Below are 17158 nucleotides of genomic sequence, written 5' to 3' on the forward strand. Positions count from 1 at the left end.
AGGCCCAGATGTCGGCATGCGCATGCCAAAGCACTCATCCCCCTCCCGCCGACGGGCTTCGTCTAATCATCAGGATTTGACTCAAGGAATTTAAAGTACTCGCAGTAATTGTTGGCTAGAGATAATGTTTCCAGTTTTTCAATATCTTCCTTCGCGTACTTCATCGAGATATTTGTGCGGGTGAACATCAAGAAAACAAAAGAAAAAGCAGCGGCTAGCAGGGAAAGTAAACCCCCTTTAACTGATAGAAATGCAGCGCTTAACTCCGCCCACGTGAAGGAGACGTTGGGAGTGCTGACGGCCGGCATGAATGTTAACGGATAGATAACGCCGGCGAGGAATATGCCTCCAACAAAAAGTAGTGACCAGGTTATCTGGGGTGGGGATTCTGGATTGCCTCTTACAGATTCAAGGAAATCACTTATCACTCTGGCATGATGTTTTGCCTCTAAATGACATGCGGTGATCAATTCCCTTTCCTTACGCAGCTCGACCCAAGGTGTATTGAACCCCGCGACATCCAACACCGTTTTGCGTGTATCGAAGTTAAACATTTCTGTGTTGGAGCGCATCATTGCGGCGAACTGAGCCAGGCCCGTCAGCTGTCCGCTAGCGCTTTCCTCTTTGGCCCGCTCAGCTGCTTCTTTCCGAAGACGTTTATCGAGATTTAGCTGGCAAACGTTGTTAGCTTCTTCACGCAATTTATCAAGTATTGGTCCTCTCTCTGAAAACTTAGAGAAAGCAGCGTCGTCGTAAATTTCTAGGAGCATCTCATCTGTAACTTCTGCAGCTTCCTCGTAATCTAGTTCATGTATCTTTTTCGCTGCACTGCTATATGCAGCTGAGTTCTTTTCTTGGTTGTACCAGTCGAATGCAATTGTGTCGATTCTGTCGAGAATCTTTTTGGACTCAACAACAAGTGTTTTCATTCTGTTGTTTTTTTCGGAGAACGACGCTTGGTTTGCAAATATCTTGGCAATAATGAATGCGCCGATGATACCTACGATGGCAGCAGTTGATTGCGATAGTGTGCTGAAAAACCAATTCCAATCGGGTGTCATGATCCATATCCGTGAGGTTCATCAAAACGTAGGCAGAGTGACAGCAGGCAACTCTAGCAGATCGCCAAGTCGCAGTATCAGGCTGTGAATGAATACCAACTCAAAGCTCTAGGTCGCCTTGGCGGCCTTGGTGGCCCTGCACACTAACCGGTTCAATCAGCTGTGGCCCTTGATTGCGCACGTTACCGACAGCCTTGCCGACCGGGTACCAACAAAAATCCTCTGCAGGGCGGCATCCCGTCTCTATGATCGCCGCAGCGCGTTCGGGCGATGTGCCTGGGTCCAACCATTCTCTTGCTACCTCAGGTGCAAGCACCAAGGGCTTCCTGTCGTGGATGTCGACCAAGCCTTGATCTGCAGCTGCCGTGATCACCACGAATCCATCGTGGTCGTCCGGTTCGATTCCCTGGTGCACTTCCGCAAGCGCGCCAAAGAAAAGCGGGGCGCCGTCGGCGCTTGTGATGTAGTACGGCTGCTTTCGCTTGGGGTCTGCTGGGTCCGGAATCCACTCGAACCAGCCATTCGCAGGGGCTAGAGCTCTACCGTATGGCCACAACGCCTTGAAGAACCTCCCCGTCATCACCGTTTCTGTTCGAGCATTGATCGGGTCGGGACGTTTCCCCTTTGCCCAAAATGGCGACCATCCCCATTTGACGCGATCCACACTCAGGCCTTCACCGATCTGGCGAATGACTTCGACACGCGTCGAAGGCGCCACGTTGAAGCGGCTGATTGGCTCGTGGTCATATCCATTAATCACCACCAGGTCCAGCGATAGCTGACGCAGGTAGTGATCCATCGACTCATACATCGAGTACCGTCCGCACATAACCCGCCTCTCGCTTGTCAGAATTTTCACCGCCCAGGATTGACCGGGCACCCAATGCCATATCTACTGTATATGCATACAGTTTGCATTGGACCTTCCATCATGACCATCACATTCTTGGGCGTGCCCACCGGCGGCACTGAACCCTTACCCCTGTATTCGTTTCACGTTCCTGCCGGCTTCCCGTCGCCTGCAGCGGATCACTTGGAAGGCCATATTTCCCTCGATGAGCTATTCGACCTCCGCGCGCCCCATGTGTATCTGGTCAAAGTGGAGGGCGATAGCATGCAGGGCGCCGGTATCTATTCCGGGGATATCGTCATCGTAGACCGGGGGCGAGAAGCGGAGCACGGCGATATCGTCATTGCGGCCGTCAATAGCGAGCCGGTATGCAAACGGCTTCACCGTCGTGACGGGGTGGTAATCCTCAAGTCGGAAAACACAGCGTATCCCCCACGCTACATCATGGAAGGTGACGAGCTGGTCGTTTGGGGTGTGGTCCGGTACAGCGTCCGTGATCATGCGCAGTGACCCGGTGTTCGCGCTCATTGATTGCAATAGCTTTTACGCAAGTTGTGAGCGCGTGTTCCGCCCGGATTTGGCCAAGACACCGATTGTCGTACTGAGCAACAACGACGGCTGTGTGATCGCTAGGTCTTACGACGCGAAGCCCTACGTGAAGATGGGGGAGCCTTATTTTCAGGCGAAGGAAAAGCTCCGCCGGCACGGCGTCGTGGCGTTCAGCAGCAATTACGCCTTGTACGGCGACATGAGCGAGCGGGTTATGACGCTGATCGAATCGATGGTGCCGGCGACTGAGGTCTACAGCATCGATGAGTGCTTCGCTGACCTATCCGGCATTCCTGAAAACCTGACCGAGTTCGGGCGAAAGGTTCGATCGAGAATTTTCCAGTGCACGGGCATCCCGGTCGGTGTAGGTATCGCCAGCACAAAGACGCTCGCCAAGCTGGCTAACCATACGGCTAAACGCCTCCAGGCGCAGACCGGCGGAGTGGTGGACATCACTGATCCGTTCAAGCGCGATTGGGTGCTGCGCAATACCGAGGTGAAGGAGGTATGGGGCATTGGCCGGCGGATGACGGCTCACCTTGAGGCGATGGGCATCCGGACGGCCATGGACTTGGCCAAGGCCGACGCTTGGACACTTCGGCAGAAGTTCAGCGTGGTGGTGGAAAAGACTGCCCGCGAGCTGGCCGGCACGCCCTGCCTTGAACTGGATGAGGTCGAACCGCCCAAACAAGAGATCTGCTGCAGCCGGATGTTTGGTAAGCGGTTAACCGAGTTGGCGCCAATCAAGCAAGCCGTGGCCACCTATGTCGGCCGTGCGGCGGAAAAGCTCCGCTCCCAGGGATCGGTGTGCAAGCGCATGCGCGTGAGCATCCGCACGGGGATGTTCAATCCGGACGAGGCCCATCACACCCAGGGCGCTCTGGTGGAGCTGCCATGCCCAACCTGCGACACGCTACTGATGACCAGACTGGCCACCGACGCAGTCGCGCGGGTCTTTCGGCAAGGGTTCCGGTACAGCAAGGCAGAGATCCTGCTGATGGACCTGCGGCAGCCCGGCGAGTTTTCGGAGGATTTGTTTGCGCTGAAGCAGTCAGTTGCATGTGACCGGCTGATGCAGGTGATGGACAACATCAACGAGCGCTGGGGAAGGGGGACGATGCGCGCCGGTAGTGTGCCGGTGGCGCCGGAATGGGGGATGAGAAGGGAAATGATGAGTCAATCGTTTACGACCAGGATCGATCAGTTGTGGACAGTCAAATGCTGAGCCTTCCTGCGGCGTGGCTCGCTGAACTGAATGATCAGACGGCCCTTCAAGCTGATCCGTGCGGCCATGCGTTGGTGCTGTACGAGATGGCGTATGCCGCCCATCGCCGGCGGGAGATCAGCGATGAAGATTTGGCAGAGATGCTCGAGCTCGCAGACGCCGGCAGGGAATGGGCATTGCTCGAGGATTAGGAGGGTTGGCTCGGAACGGCGTGGGAGGGTGGAGGTAGCAGTCGGTATCAAGGTAGGACGGCGCTCATATCAGCGCACAGAATCCTCACTCCGATGCATGGCGCAGACCATCACCTTACCTTCGCGTAAAAGTGGCCTCAACGGTGAACGCTAAGGTTTGAGCCTGTTTTGCGTGATCGGTGCGGAAGCGGCCAAATCCTAAGACTGTCCTAGAGGGCCGCACGAACTTGAGTTGCGACTCATATCACTTTAGGACTGGGCCGGTGGATATGGGCTGCAAGCCGGTGGTGCTGGAACAATTATGAGATGCCCCGCAGATGATCGATCTGCGCCGCGACCTGCAGGGCGGCTTCAAGCTCTGACTGTTGCTGCTCCTCCATCAACCGCCAGCGCTGGGCTTTTTCCTCGGGCTCGGTCATGGCCAACGCGAGGTACAGACTCGGTGGCACCGCCCGGAATAGTGTCTCAAGGTTCTTCGACAGGACCACGCCCTCGGTGTATTTGCCCGAGGCCTTGCTTGCGGAGAGCAGCAGCGCTTTTTGCGCCGGCGTGAGTTTCTTGAAGCGGGCAATCTCCTCGATTTCTGCCGGCGGCATATTCAAGCAGATCCACCACTCGATCATGTTGAGCATGGTCTGCGCCGCATCGGGCAAGTCGGCCATGTTCTGCGTTGCCAGCCAGAACCAGGCGCCGAGCTTGCGCCACATCTTCGTGCCTTTGACCACAAAGGGGGCCAGCAGCGGGTTCTTGGTGATGATGTGGCCTTCGTCGGTGACCATGATGATCGGTCGCCCCAGGTACTGATCGCGCTCGGCGATGTTGTTCACCGTGTTCATCAAGCTGATGTAGCTGATGGACATCTGCGCTTCGTAACCCTCACGGGCATAGGTGGCGAGATCGACGATCGTCACGTCCCTCTCCGGCCAGGGGGTGCCGGACCGGTCGAACAGGGCGCCCTCGAAACCCTGACAGAACAGGTCGATGGACTCGGCCATCTCCTGCGCGCGCTCGCGGCGTTTGTCCGGAAGGTGGGCGTCGCTGGCGACCTTACGCAGGGCATCGCGGACATGGCGGGTCAGCACCTGCTGCTCAGTCGTCGCGCAGTGCCGGGCGGCATCGAGGATGCTCTCGCGGATCAGGCTGCGGTCTGCCCGGGTCAGGCGTGCCTCTTCCTTGGCTTCGCCACCGGTGATCATCAGCCGCGCGGTGATCTCCAGTTCGCCCAACACATCGCGCTGCTCGTCATTGTCCGGCGCGACCTCATCCAGGTCTTCAGTCGACAGAGTGGCTACCTGATCCGGATGTTCGATCAGGCGTCGGGCATGGGCGAACGGCGCCAGGCTCACATCACTGCCCGGTTTGAGCTGAACCTTGTTGACGGACAGCCCGAGCGTGGCGAAGTAGTCGCCCTGCAGGCCAAAGGAGTTGCCCGCTTCGACGATAAACAGTCGGGGCCGGTACACGGCCATGACTTGCATCAGGATCGAGACCAGGGTGGCCGACTTGCCGGCGCCGGTCGGGCCGAACAACAGCAGATGGCCATTCATCGAGCGGTCAAAGCGTGACAGCGGATCGAACGACAGCGGCGCACCGCCACGGTTGAAAAAGGTGATGCCCGGGTTGCCGGTACCGATGCTGCGTCCCCAGAGCGGCAGCAGGTTGGCGACGTGCTGGGCAAACAGCAGTCGGGTGTACCAGTTGCGTGTGTCCCGCGCCGGGTTGTAGACCATCGGCAACCAGCGCAGATAGCTGTTGCACGCGGCCACTTCATCGCCCTCGCGCACCGGTTGTAGGCCGGCGCCGAGCAGCACATTGGCGGCCTGGACCGAACGCTGGCGCAGCTGCTGTTCATTGGCGCCGCGCAGGTACAGCGCCAACGTCCCGCGGTACAGCTTGTGCTGGCGGCCAATCAGCCCGCGGGCCTCTTCCACGTCCTGACGGGTCTGGGTCGAGGCGAGGTTCTCGCCGATGGCTTTTCGCGCCAGGCGATTGAGCTGCTCCTCGAGCACATCCTGGGGCGTGATCACCAAGGTCAGGCTCATGACCGACCGCTCGGGCAACTGATCGAACAAGGCGTTCAACGCTTCGCCCTTGCGTGTTTCACCGGTCAGCTGGCCGATATGCGGTGGCCTGCGCAACTTGTCGACCACCATCACGGCGTGAGGCTGTTGATCGAAGTACCACAGACCCTGCTCGCTATCGGAGCGCGGCTCTTGAAAGAACAGCCGCTCGGCGAAATCGTGGTCGAACGGCAGCGGCAGCTCCTCGCCGTCATCCACGTCCGGGTAGGGCACACGTCGATAGAACGCGGCGGGGGACTCGCCAGTGAGGGCTGGGGCCGGGTTGAACCAAGGCAACAACCAGGCGTAAAAGTCGCGCCCGGTCAGCCGCCGAGGGCTGACCCCGCAGGCCTGCAGCGAGGCCACCAAGCGGTCGCAGGTGCGGTTCAACAGCTGAGCCGGGCTCTGCCCATCATCGTCAGCCTGCTCCCCGAGCCAGCGGTAGACCACCAGGCGAATACGCCGATTGCTACCGCGCCAGGGGAGGTGAGACACCACATGGTCGTCGAACAGCCCGCCCGGTTTGCCGACGGCATCAAGGTGACGCTGCATCGACGCGAAGAAGGCTTCGGTGAACGGCGTGCCTCGCGCACGCGGCGCGATATAACGCTCCAGGCTTTCAAGGTACGGGGCAAAGTCACTGTCGTCTTGGCAGAAGAACTGCACCACCCAGGGCGCCTGATCGAGCTCGTCGAAGCTATCCTGCAGTGCATCTTCCAGCGCATCGCGCGCAGCCATCAACCATTCGGGCTCACGACCCTCGGTACCGATCGGCTGCAGCTCGAACACGGCGCCCGCCGAGCGGTTGTCGTCTAGCAGAAAACACTGCTCATCCTCGAGGTACTCGACCCAGGGCAGATGGTCGGCAAAGCTGGGGTTGTGCGCGTACTGGGCGGCCTCATCGGCAAGTGTGGCGCGCCGACGCTGCGCCGCACGCCAGGGCCTCCAGCGCAGCGGGTCGCGACTCGCGTCATCGGCCATCACAGATCGTCCAGGCGCTCGCCGGGCAGCGCGTACTGGACCTTCTCGTACAGTGGGAACACGGTCGAGTAGCCAGGCACTGGCGTCTGTTGGGTACCGGCCAGATGCGGGTAGACATACATGACCAGGTCCGGGTTGGGCAGGCGCGGGAACTGGGTGCGTATCTCGTTGGCAGCCGTCCGCGTGTAGGCGCTCTGGTCGTTGATCAGGCGTTCGGGATCAAGCACCGGGCGACGCAGTTCGCCACGCGCCTCCAGCAGCTGTTGCTGAGTACCGACCGAGCCACCGCCGTTCCAGATATCCAGCATGGTGTGATCGCCGTGGGGCAGCATTTCTTCCTTGCTGGTGGAGCAGCCGGCCAGGTGCAGACCGAGCAGCAGGCTAATCCAGATCCAGTACCGAGACGGATGGGCTTTCATGGTTCACTCTCCGGCCTTTGGGTTCGTAGTCGATGCTGATTTCGTGGTCCAGGTGCAGAGCCACCTTGACCCCGGGCGGCACGTAGATGGCGGCGAAGGCTTCGCCGTAGAGCTTGTTGATCCACTCGCGGATGTCGCCAATGCCACCGCTGATCACCGAGTTCAGCGCGCTGTTGCCGCTGTTCTGAGACAGGCCCAAGCTGCCGCTGGCCGAATTGATGAACGAGGTGTTGGTTTGCTCGCTGCCCAGCGCTGCAGCGAAACCTGCACCGGCAGCGGTGATCAGGCTCTGGCTGCCCAGGTACTGCTGGGCGTTGGAGCGGCGCTCGCCGGAAATGCAGGGGATGCCGTAAGGGTCGGAGATGTAGCCCAGGCCGCCGCGGATCTTCTCGGTGTCCGAGGTCTGCGTGCTGCTGCGATTGCGGCTGACGACCTTCTGCGGCTGCGGCACCGTGCGGACAGTACCGTCGCTGAAGACAAAGGTGATCGACTCGACCTGGCCGCGCACGCAGGACAGCGTCCAGTCGCCGGCGGCGGTGCCGCCCATGACCGCGCCGACCACGTCCGGCAGGTCGATGCCGTTGGAAGTGAGGTTGTCTGGGCCCACCAGCACCTTGAACGGATAGGGATCGTTAACCGTGCCGTCCACCGGCACCCGGCCAATCAGCGCGGTCATCGCTATCGAGCCCGTCAGCGTCGAATTCTCGGGGATGGTGTAGACGGGGCGGGCACCTTCGGTACGGTCCTGGGCGTTCTCCAGGTCACGTTCGCCTTTAGCGACGGCACGCAAGCGGTCCTGGCCACGGTCGATGGCGTTGTTGTCCAGGCCGTGCAGGTCCTTGAACTTTGAGGTCAACGACGACAGCGGACCGTCGGCGTTGCCGGTGTCCTCTTGGCCGGCGCGGGTATTCGATGGCTCGATCCACTGCACCGCATCTGCGGGTGCTGGAGCACCTGAAAACTGCTGCTCATCGCCCGGTTCAAGACCGAGGCCCGCAGGAACATCTGACTTTGCGGCGGGCTTGCCGGTGAGCTGGTCCTTGAGCCTGGAGAGTAGCCCCTGGGTCTCGCGGTGCTGTTGCTCGGCCTTCTGCCGAGCATCGTTGGCCTGCTGGCGTTGCTCGGTGACCTGTTGGGTGACGCTGCTCAAGGTGCTCTGAATGCGCGTGTCGATGTTGCCTTCGCGCGTGCGCAGCCGGTTGTTCTCGGTCTGCAGCGCATCGTTGCCTTTCTTCAACGTCTGCATTTCGCTGCGCATCGCTTTTACCTGGCCGATCAGCGTGGCCACGGTGTCGCGCGGAGTGTCGCCGGCGATGCCCAAGGCCTTGGCCTGTTCGGCAGTTAGCGTGGCCTTGTCCAGATCATGAGTGGGCTGGCCATCTGGAGCGGACACCCACGATTTGATGATGATCAGCACGATGCCCAGCAGGACCGCAGGCACCAGCCATTTCAGCAGGCTGTTAGCTTTCATGATTGGCAGCCTCCGGTTTTGGCGGGGGCAACAGCAGCGCATGCTTCAGGTCGCCGCCGCGGGTGACGAGGTAGGCCACCGTGGTGTCTTCAGGCGTACCGGTGAGACCTAAATCCGCGTGCTGGAAGGTTGCGGCGTACAGCGTGGCCTGTAGGTGACGGGGGTCAAGCGCGACCTTGCCGGGACCGCGGTTCACGATCTTTACCGCCGTCACCCAGTAGTCGCCCAGCCGCCAGGCCGCGAGTGCCTTGATCGAAACCCGCTCGGTGGGTAGCAACGAGCTGAACGCAACAGAGTCGCTCAGTGGCACCCGTCGCACACCGGGCAGTGGGGCCACGGTCCGCAGGGGCGCATAGAGGTTCTGCGCCGCATAGCGGGTGAGCACCACCGGTACCGGCGTCGCAGCAGGTGCCGTGTCTTTCTCAGTGTTCACGTCCGGTGCCGGAGCCTGGGCCACTATCTTGACCGGCTCCAGCGCCTCGCTACCCTCGAGCGCCTCGATGTCGATCAGAATGATGTCGCCTGACTTCACCGATTGCAGCTGCAACCGGGTAGGTGGAAGGGATTCTGCGGCGCGCAGATACACCGTGCCGCCGACGGACTGCACGCGGAGCTTGCCGGCGATCGCACTCGGCAGTCCGACGCGCACATCCTCATCCAGCATCAGGACGCGTTCCTGGCCCACCGTAAGTGGAACGGCCAGCGGCAGGCGGTCCCAGTATTTGACCTCGACGGCACCAACGGCTGAACACCAGCCGACGGCCACCACCAGAATCATGATCAAGACACGCGTCATTTCGCACCTCCAGGCAGCGTCAGCTTCTGCGGTGTGCCTTCGTAGCAGTCCAGGGCCAGGCCCCACTTGTTGTGCTCTGGGTCGACGTCGAAGCGCACCACCCGTAGCGGATAGCGCACCACCACGCGTTTCACTGGCTCTGCGGCGTAGTACTCGTCGGCGTTGAGGTCGAGCTTCACCAGCCAGCTGTGCTTGTCCAACTGTTTCACCCGCAGGTCGGGGTCGTCGCTGTAGCCGCGGCCCAGCACCTCGTATACGCCGCGCACCCGGCCGCGCAGTTCGCCGGCGGCCTGGCGGTACTCGAAGTCACCGTCGAAGAAGCTCTTGCACGCCGGGGTCAGGTAGGGTTGCAGGGCAAAGATGGCGCGGTGATAGTCGACTTCGCCGTCGGTGGGCCAGCGGTTGAGCTGGCCGAAGATATACAGCGCGAAGGCATAGATGTTTTCCGGGGGTACATCCCACCATTTGCGTGTGCTGCCGGAGCGCAGGTCGGGCGGCACGTGAATGGTCAGCTCGGAGGGTGCTGACTGCCAGCCGTACCAAAGCCCGCAGCACAGCAGTGCCAGGATCGATACGGCCAGACGCAGGCTGAAGATATGCGCCTGCTGCGCGTCGACTTTGTTGCGGAAACGGCTCATTCAGCAGCCCTCACATGTCGACGTGTACGGCGGACGGTCCAGGGCCCCGAATGCAGTATCAGCTGATGAGTGCTGATGCCCCAGTGCACCGCCAAGTGCCACTGTAGACGTCGGTACAACCAGGTTTCCGGACGGGCGCGCTTGGCTCGGCGCATCAGCTTGCCGCCGCCCAGCAACACCAAAGCCATACAAATGAACATGCAGGTGGGGAGGGTGGCGATGGAGGCGGTGGCCACCGCCAGCGGCGCACCGAGGATCACACCCAGTCCTGCGCCGACGATCAGCGCGACCCACATCTCGTCGTTGGTGAGCCCACGCAAGACGGCCGGGTCACGATTGAGGCGCTCAGGGAGGAAGGTCAGCGTGCCGTCAGGCAGGGTGGTAGGGGCGTCGGACATGGTGACCTCACAGGATTGTCGCGGCTTTGGTGAGGAACCACAGGATCACCACCACCAGCAGGGCGCCGACGCCGACCACGGCGCCGAGGTCCTTCCAGGTCTTGCGCTGGTTTTGCACGTCGGCGTAGACGGTGAGCGAGTGCCAGGCCACGCCGAGGAAGGCGAGGGTGGCGATCAACAGACCGAGGAGGATGCCGCCGTCGTAGGCATAGTTCTTGATGGTGTCGATCAGGCCCGAGCCTTCGCCGCGAGAGGGTGCTTCCATGGTCGGCAGGTCGGCCCAAGCCAGCGTCGAACTCAGCAACACCAGGCCACCGAAAAGGACTTGCGAACAGGACTCCCGCAACAGAACGAGCGGGCGATGGCAACGGCGGGAGAGGTTCATGGCAAGTTCTCCTGATTACGACAGCATGAAAAACATCAGCACGATCAGGGCCAGGACCAGGCGCAGCGTGCTGCCGCCGAGCGCACCGAAATTGAGGTTGCCGGCCGCCCAGCCGCGGTAGCCGGTCCACAGCGCCCAGGTGCACCAGAGCAATGCGAGTACGAGCACCGATGACCGCCACAGCACCGAACTGAGCTGCGGGGTAAATCCGGCCACGGCCGAAAACGCGCTGAGTTGGGCTTCAGTCATGCTCATCGGATGGTCTCGCGAGGTACGCTTCGGCACGGTAATCCCCGGTCAGCTCAACCATGTCACCCGGCTGCGAGCGGGAGGGTGAAAGGTATTTGTGGATGCCTTGACGCATACGCTCGAGGTCCGCAGCGAACCTTGAATAATCGAAGCGATAGCGGCCCCCAGCAGCATCGGCTGAGCCGCTGCTTGCACGGTCGGCCAACAGCTCAATCGCGGTGATCTGCCGCTGCACCAGGCTCAGATCCGAACGCTCGCGCCCCTCTTGAGCTACGGCACCGAGCGACACCAGATAGGCAAGAAGCAGGGCGGAAGAAATAGTCGTCATGGCAAAGTCCAGTTGTGCATCTGGTATCCACCTTGAAGGCGTGGTTTGGCATTGGCATGTGAAAAAAGGAATTGGACTGAGTCATTTTTTATGACTGCGCTGATCCGTTCAGCTGTCGACCCAGAGCCGATGTTGAGGCTTGACGAGGCATGGCGCCTCCCACAGAATCAAGGCACTATGCCATTACCAATGAATGTGTGGGTTTGAAATGGATTTCTCGATACTTATTGATTGCCATTTTGACGATTTAAAACTTATTGAGCCCTCTGAAATGACGGCTCAAAAGAAGGTTTTAAGCGTGGTCAATGATTACGAAGATGGCAAGTGGAGATATACTAAGTTCCAGGACTTTATTTGGGATAATATCGCAGAAACTTCACTATCACAGAGGGAGCGAGAAAGCCTGGGCGGTAAGCCATCTTCCTTATTGAGGGCTGCAGCAAAAAATCTCCGGTTGACCGACAAAGACGGTGATATTGGGCGTGGTAGTGAGTTGGCTGAAATTGTGCTTTATGGAATTATGAAGCATCAATATTCGGCTTTGCCGGTAGTGCCTAAAATCTTTTACAAGCAAAATTCTCAAGATAATGCAAAGGGTGCGGATAGCGTGCACATTGTCTTGGAGGGAAAAGATTTTAGTATATGGTTTGGTGAGGCTAAGTTTTATACCAGTATCAAGGATGCCAGGCTGGGTTCGATTATTGCTTCAGTGGAAAATGCTCTTGATACGAACAAATTAAAGAAAGAAAATAGCATAATTACTAATGTGAGCGATCTGAATGGGCTTTGCCTTGATGCAGAGCTTGTTGCGCGAATTAAAGATTCTCTTTCAAATCAGAATTCAATTGATGGGCTGAAGCCAAGGCTAAATATACCTATTTTGTTGTTGCACGAGTGTGATATCACTAATGGCTCTGGAACATTTAGCGCAGCTTATGAGTTAGAAATTATTGAGTATCATAAGCAGAGAGCGCTGGCCTATTTCAAGAAGCAAGCGGAGGAGCTTGGGGGTAGGGTTTTTCTTTACTCTGAGATAAAGTTCCACATCATATTATTTCCGGTTCCTCAGAAAGCGCCAATAGTCGATAAGTTCGTTTCTAAGGTTGAGTTTTTACGAGATGAGTAGCATGGATGCGTTTGAGCAGTGTCACGTCGTCAACGATCTTATGGAAGGCGGAAATGAAAGTGCCGCGAGGGATGAGTTGATAAAGCTTCTACATGAGTTCAAGGTCTCGGGTACGTCATACTCGCCGATAGTAAATCACCTCATTCGCAGAGCTGGCCTTTATCCTTATTTAGAATTAAACTCGTCTTCTTGGCAGGATAGATTAGTTCATGAGGCATTTAAGGTAGATGTGGGTGGGAGTGAAAAAATCACACTGCACCGAGAGCAGTCATTCTTGCTTCATAAGTTGCTCGATGGGGAAAGTATTGCTGTAAGTGCGCCGACAAGTTTTGGGAAGAGCTTTGTCATAGACTCGTTTATATCTGTGAGGCGACCCAAAAATATTGCAATAATTGTCCCGACGATAGCCCTGACTGATGAGACTAGACGGAGATTGCAGCTGAAGTTTGGTTCCAAATATAAGATCATTACTACAGCAGACCAAACGCTTGCGGATAACAATATTTTAATATTTCCTCCTGAAAGGGCTATTCAGTATGCTGAGAAGCTCGAGTCATTGGATATTCTAATTATTGATGAGTTTTATAAGGCGAGTCATGCGTTGGATAAGGAGCGCTCGCCAGCTTTGCTGAAAGCAATTCTCCGGTTAAGTAAATTGTCAAAACAGCGATACTTCCTAGCGCCGAATATTAGTAGCATTAAAGACAATGTTTTTACTAAGGGCATGGAGTTTTGCAACTTAGATTTCAATACGGTTTTCTTAAAGAAGTACGACCTCCACGAAGAGATAGGTGGGGACGAAGTCAGAAAGAGTGAAGTCCTCCTTAAGATCCTTTCAGAAACAACTGGGAAAACGCTGATCTACGCTGGAACTTATTCAAATATCGACCGCGTCACAACTCTTCTTATCGCTGACGCTGCTCGGAGCACTAGCCCACTTTTAGAAGATTTTAGCTACTGGCTTGCCAAGAACTATGATCCTAATTGGCCGCTTACTCAACTGGTGAAACGTGGAGCCGGCATTCATAATGGCCAGCTGCATCGATCCTTGAGTCAATTACAAATCCGCTTGTTTGAAGAAGTTGACGGGCTTCAGCGAATAGTATCTACCTCTTCGATAATTGAAGGTGTTAATACTTCAGCGCAGAATGTTGTGCTTTGGAGTAATCGTAGCGGTAAAGGCACGGCTAAAATCACAGATTTTTCATACAAGAATATTATTGGGCGAGGAGGCCGAATGCTTCGACACTTCGTTGGTAATATTTATATTTTGGATAAACCTCCAGTTGAAGTTGCTACTGAGCTAAAGCTATCGGTGCCAGATGAATTATTGGGCGGAACTAATGAAGAGGATTTTCGAGACGATTTGACGGCAGATCAAATCGCTAAAATCGTGGCGTATAAAGAAGAGCTTGTTGAGCTTGTCGGTGATGACGGCTACAAGTTTATACGTGATAGTAACTCCATTCAAACAACGCACTCTGGCGTAATCAAGGATATTGTGACTGATCTGCACAATAATCCTAACTCCTGGAACGGGTTGAAGTACCTTAATTCTGAGCGAACCGGCGACTGGGATCGCCTACTATACAAGATCTTGCGGCTGCAACCCGGGGTTTGGGGCGCATCATATACTAGCGTTGTTGAGTTTATCAAGATACTGTCTGGGAATTGGCGGTACTCGATTCCAGAACTTTTGGCACAAATGGAAAGTCTTGATATTGGTGTGGACGATTTCTTTAAGCTAGAGAGAACCGTAACTTTCCGCTTGCCAGGGCTGTTGGGTGATATCTGTGTTCTGCAGGAGAAGCTTCTGGGAGCGCCCGCAAACGACATTAGCCCGTTCATAGCAAAAGTTTCTTCTGCTTTTTTGCCAAAAGTAGTCTATCAGTTGGAGGAGTATGGGCTGCCGAGATCGATTTCAAAAATAATTCATCGCTCCGGCTTACATGACTTTGAGGATGAGCAATCAGATATTCATGCTGCCATAAATAAGTTATTGCAGAAAAAAGATAAGATTCTGGACTATTTTAATAGTCAAGGGGATCGGTTTGAGCTATACATTCTTAATTATTTCTACGAAGGTATTACTCATCGATGAGCTGTTTTAATTAAGCAGAGATCGCGTGGGTAATGCCTTTGGCTACATTTACAGAAGGCGGTCAAGTCACGCCGCCTCGAAATTTATGCTATCAACTGTAATTGACACTTACCAATTTAGCTGCTGGATCGGGTGGAAGATCGGGCTTGGAAATTTATTCTCACCCAGTCCAGTAGGCTGTTTATGTCTCTAAATATTCTTTCACAACTCTGGCTAATCATTGGGTTGTTTCCAGTGGGTAACGCCTGTCTGATATCTTCCTGCAGGGCGATGCATCTCTTGTTATTTGCAAAGCAGTAGCCTAATTCAAATGCTACACCTTCGTCTATGTGTGCGCCGTGAAGCACTGCTAATATAATGTCGGATTCTGACATGGCCAGGATGTCTGCATCAAATACCATTCTGGCGGCAATGTCTTCCCGAACTCCACCTTTAACGATGTCGCGCAATAATAGGCCGTCGTCTTGCGGTAGAAAAACATCAAAAAATGAGGAGAGTTCTTTTTTCAATGAAGAGTTGTAGTTTAACTCCATTTCATTGAAGAGTGGGGCGGCAAGATACAAGCTAGGTCTTTTAGGCATTTGCGATATTCCTAAGTTCGCTGTCTAGGTCGGAAGGGGTGTATGCTGCCGAAAATATTATCTTAGCAACATCGCGGATTACATCTGTTTCTTTCCTTCCAGTTGACTGGACGAAGTTTGGATTTAAGGGTTTGTACAGTTTAAGGCTTTTGTCCTGTAGCTGAGCTATCTTTTCAGGAGGCCAACTGGTTTCCTTTCTCTTTGTTATCAGCCTCGACCATATCTCTGAAGGCTCGCCAATCATGTGAATGATTTCTCCAGCTGCTACAGTCTTTGATGATTTTCCGGGCCTAATTCCTTGGCAGAGCATTGATCGAGCTCGGTCCTCAATGGTGATGTCCACGACAAAAGTCAATGGGTCCATCGGGGACCTATCAATTATGAATACACCAACCTTCTTACTTGACAGGTAATTGTTTTTCTTTCCGAATTGCTGGTTTGTCCAGGAGTCGATAGTGATGGTCTTATAGGTGGATAAATCTTCTGGTGAATTCGCCATTTCGGCAGGGCGCTCGTCGAACCACTCATCGAGCGTTATTAAATTGCCGAACTGGCTTAAGACGGTAGACTTCCCAATTCCTATAGAACCAACCATGTAATAACAATATTTGGTGGGAAGTCCGAGGATGTCAGATTCAAGCAAGAAGTCATCTTCTGGAAGTGTTATTGCGTCCAAAAACTCTCGAATGTCTGAATTTCTGAAGAATAGAGTAATGAGGTTGTAGTTGTTAAAGTTTGCCTCAAAAATAGCAGCCTTAGATTGGGCGTCTAATGTTTCGTCGTCTCTCACGTATCGAATGAAATAATTGTAGTTGCCGGGGCTTATCGTGGCGGACTTACGGAGAAGGTGTAATAAGGTTGAGTCTGTCAGTGAGTGTCCTAGCAATATGCTGGTCTTCTTTGTCAGTACATGAAGCAAAGTTGAAAGGCCACCGCCAATCCCTTCAAGGAGTTGATCCGCGAAAGCCCCATCGGAAAATATCAAATTTTCACTTTGAAACTTCTTTTTGTCGAATGGTAGAAAGCCGTTTGGGTGATAAATTACGCACTTGTCCTTGGTGAACTGTGAGTGGTGAGACCAGATGGTTTGATAGGGGCGCTCATGTTTGGTTGGGTTGAGGTCCGTAAATGACAAGCCATACTCAACATAATCATCAAAATTGTAGTTGACAGTCAATTCTGATTGTTTGATGAAGGCTATCATCTGCTTGAAGTATGGGTGCTCGTCGATAGTTTTTCGGCGCTCGTTTTCTTTTGTGTCGCTATATAAAGCTTCATGAATCAGTTCGCGCCAGTCAGAGAGGATTTTACGCTCCACTAAGTTTGAGTCAGTGTAGATCTCACTTGCGATGATTTCAGATTTTTTAAATGAGTAAAATATTTCGAAAAGTACTAGTGCGGCCTTTCCGGGCGCATCGGTGACCAGCATGGCTTCGGGTGCCTTAGTTTGCATGGCATTCTTTATTTTCTCGATTAAGCTCTCCCAAAGAGGAAGCTTTAAATTCCAGCTGATTCCAGCTCCCAGGACCAGACTTGCCTTGTTTTTATGGAGCTGTACTCGAAGTTGGCATATATACTTCCACGCAGCTATGACCTCACTGGATTGAAATTTTGATTCCGTCGGAGCCATTATTGTCTTCCCTAGCGTAAGCTGTGAGATAAAAATCAAACAGATAATTGTCTGAAATACTAATGTGGTTCGTGTGGGGGTTGGCTTATGGATCGAGTAAGTATATTCGATTTTTTTAA

At 55.0% G+C, this 17158-nt stretch carries 18 protein-coding genes; 5 read left to right on the forward strand and 13 right to left on the reverse strand.

The window, feature by feature from the left end; genetic code table 11:
- Positions 1-62 precede the first annotated feature (62 nt).
- The gene (locus tag OO306_RS03395) at positions 63-1061 is read right to left on the reverse strand and encodes a hypothetical protein (RefSeq protein ID WP_265967689.1); all 999 of its coding nucleotides are present in this window, start codon (positions 1059-1061) and stop codon (positions 63-65) included.
- 100 nt (positions 1062-1161) lie between these two features.
- Positions 1162-1890 carry an SOS response-associated peptidase family protein gene (locus OO306_RS03400; RefSeq protein ID WP_265967851.1) on the reverse strand — a complete coding sequence of 243 codons (729 nt, stop codon included), beginning with the start codon at positions 1888-1890 and terminating at the stop codon, positions 1162-1164.
- Positions 1891-1992: 102 nt separating this feature from the next.
- Here OO306_RS03400 and OO306_RS03405 point away from each other — a divergent pair, with 102 nt between their 5' ends.
- From OO306_RS03405 to OO306_RS03415, 3 genes are read left to right on the forward strand one after another with little or no spacing between them, the layout of a single operon-like run.
- Positions 1993-2421, forward strand: coding sequence for a LexA family transcriptional regulator (locus OO306_RS03405; RefSeq protein WP_265967690.1), 429 nt, complete (start codon positions 1993-1995; stop codon positions 2419-2421).
- Positions 2411-3685 (forward strand): Y-family DNA polymerase, encoded by a 1275-nt coding sequence (locus tag OO306_RS03410; protein ID WP_265967852.1) that lies wholly within the window; start codon positions 2411-2413, stop codon positions 3683-3685. Before OO306_RS03405 ends, OO306_RS03410 begins: the two co-directional genes overlap by 11 nt.
- Positions 3679-3876: a hypothetical protein gene (locus tag OO306_RS03415; protein WP_265967691.1), complete on the forward strand. Its 198-nt coding sequence runs from the start codon at positions 3679-3681 to the stop codon at positions 3874-3876. The genes OO306_RS03410 and OO306_RS03415 overlap by 7 nt, the downstream gene beginning before the upstream one ends.
- 299 nt (positions 3877-4175) lie before the next feature.
- Here OO306_RS03415 and OO306_RS03420 read toward each other — a convergent pair whose 3' ends face one another.
- Genes OO306_RS03420 through OO306_RS03460 form a run of 9 tightly spaced genes read right to left on the reverse strand, consistent with a single transcriptional unit; the run spans position 4176 to position 11601 of the window.
- Positions 4176-6917: a conjugative transfer ATPase gene (locus OO306_RS03420; protein WP_265967692.1), complete on the reverse strand. Its 2742-nt coding sequence runs from the start codon at positions 6915-6917 to the stop codon at positions 4176-4178.
- Positions 6917-7336, reverse strand: a complete 420-nt coding sequence (locus OO306_RS03425; protein ID WP_265967693.1) for a TIGR03751 family conjugal transfer lipoprotein — start codon at positions 7334-7336, stop codon at positions 6917-6919. Before OO306_RS03425 ends, OO306_RS03420 begins: the two co-directional genes overlap by 1 nt.
- Positions 7299-8807 carry a TIGR03752 family integrating conjugative element protein gene (locus tag OO306_RS03430; RefSeq protein WP_265967694.1) on the reverse strand — a complete coding sequence of 503 codons (1509 nt, stop codon included), beginning with the start codon at positions 8805-8807 and terminating at the stop codon, positions 7299-7301. Before OO306_RS03430 ends, OO306_RS03425 begins: the two co-directional genes overlap by 38 nt.
- Positions 8797-9603, reverse strand: coding sequence for a TIGR03749 family integrating conjugative element protein (locus OO306_RS03435; protein ID WP_265967695.1), 807 nt, complete (start codon positions 9601-9603; stop codon positions 8797-8799). The genes OO306_RS03430 and OO306_RS03435 overlap by 11 nt, the downstream gene beginning before the upstream one ends.
- Positions 9600-10241: a PFL_4703 family integrating conjugative element protein gene (locus OO306_RS03440; protein WP_265967696.1), complete on the reverse strand. Its 642-nt coding sequence runs from the start codon at positions 10239-10241 to the stop codon at positions 9600-9602. Before OO306_RS03440 ends, OO306_RS03435 begins: the two co-directional genes overlap by 4 nt.
- Complete coding sequence (locus tag OO306_RS03445; RefSeq protein ID WP_265967697.1) at positions 10238-10639, reverse strand: TIGR03750 family conjugal transfer protein; 402 nt, start codon at positions 10637-10639, stop codon at positions 10238-10240. The genes OO306_RS03440 and OO306_RS03445 overlap by 4 nt, the downstream gene beginning before the upstream one ends.
- Before the next feature lie 7 nt (positions 10640-10646).
- Positions 10647-11024 (reverse strand): TIGR03745 family integrating conjugative element membrane protein, encoded by a 378-nt coding sequence (locus tag OO306_RS03450; protein WP_265967698.1) that lies wholly within the window; start codon positions 11022-11024, stop codon positions 10647-10649.
- Between the two features lie 15 nt (positions 11025-11039).
- Positions 11040-11279 carry a TIGR03758 family integrating conjugative element protein gene (locus tag OO306_RS03455; RefSeq protein ID WP_265967699.1) on the reverse strand — a complete coding sequence of 80 codons (240 nt, stop codon included), beginning with the start codon at positions 11277-11279 and terminating at the stop codon, positions 11040-11042.
- Positions 11266-11601 carry an RAQPRD family integrative conjugative element protein gene (locus tag OO306_RS03460; RefSeq protein WP_265967700.1) on the reverse strand — a complete coding sequence of 112 codons (336 nt, stop codon included), beginning with the start codon at positions 11599-11601 and terminating at the stop codon, positions 11266-11268. The genes OO306_RS03455 and OO306_RS03460 overlap by 14 nt, the downstream gene beginning before the upstream one ends.
- A 208-nt stretch (positions 11602-11809) precedes the next feature.
- On the opposite strand from OO306_RS03460, the gene OO306_RS03465 reads away from it, so the two are divergent.
- Both OO306_RS03465 and OO306_RS03470 read left to right on the forward strand, forming a co-directional pair.
- Positions 11810-12727: a DUF1837 domain-containing protein gene (locus tag OO306_RS03465; protein WP_265967701.1), complete on the forward strand. Its 918-nt coding sequence runs from the start codon at positions 11810-11812 to the stop codon at positions 12725-12727.
- Position 12728: 1 nt separating this feature from the next.
- On the forward strand, positions 12729-14828 hold the full coding sequence (locus tag OO306_RS03470; protein WP_265967702.1) for a DEAD/DEAH box helicase: 2100 nt from the start codon (positions 12729-12731) through the stop codon (positions 14826-14828).
- Positions 14829-14944: 116 nt separating this feature from the next.
- Here the strand turns inward: OO306_RS03470 and OO306_RS03475 are convergent, their stop codons facing one another.
- Together OO306_RS03475 and OO306_RS03480 are read right to left on the reverse strand one after the other, a co-directional pair.
- A complete protein-coding gene (locus tag OO306_RS03475; protein WP_265967703.1) occupies positions 14945-15409 on the reverse strand; it encodes a nucleoside 2-deoxyribosyltransferase in 465 nt (154 codons plus the stop codon).
- Positions 15402-17039: an SIR2 family protein gene (locus OO306_RS03480; RefSeq protein ID WP_265967704.1), complete on the reverse strand. Its 1638-nt coding sequence runs from the start codon at positions 17037-17039 to the stop codon at positions 15402-15404. Before OO306_RS03480 ends, OO306_RS03475 begins: the two co-directional genes overlap by 8 nt.
- Positions 17040-17158: the final 119 nt, after the last annotated feature.

The organism is Pseudomonas sp. DCB_AW (genome assembly GCF_026240895.1).
GTDB lineage: Bacteria > Pseudomonadota > Gammaproteobacteria > Pseudomonadales > Pseudomonadaceae > Aquipseudomonas > Aquipseudomonas kermanshahensis.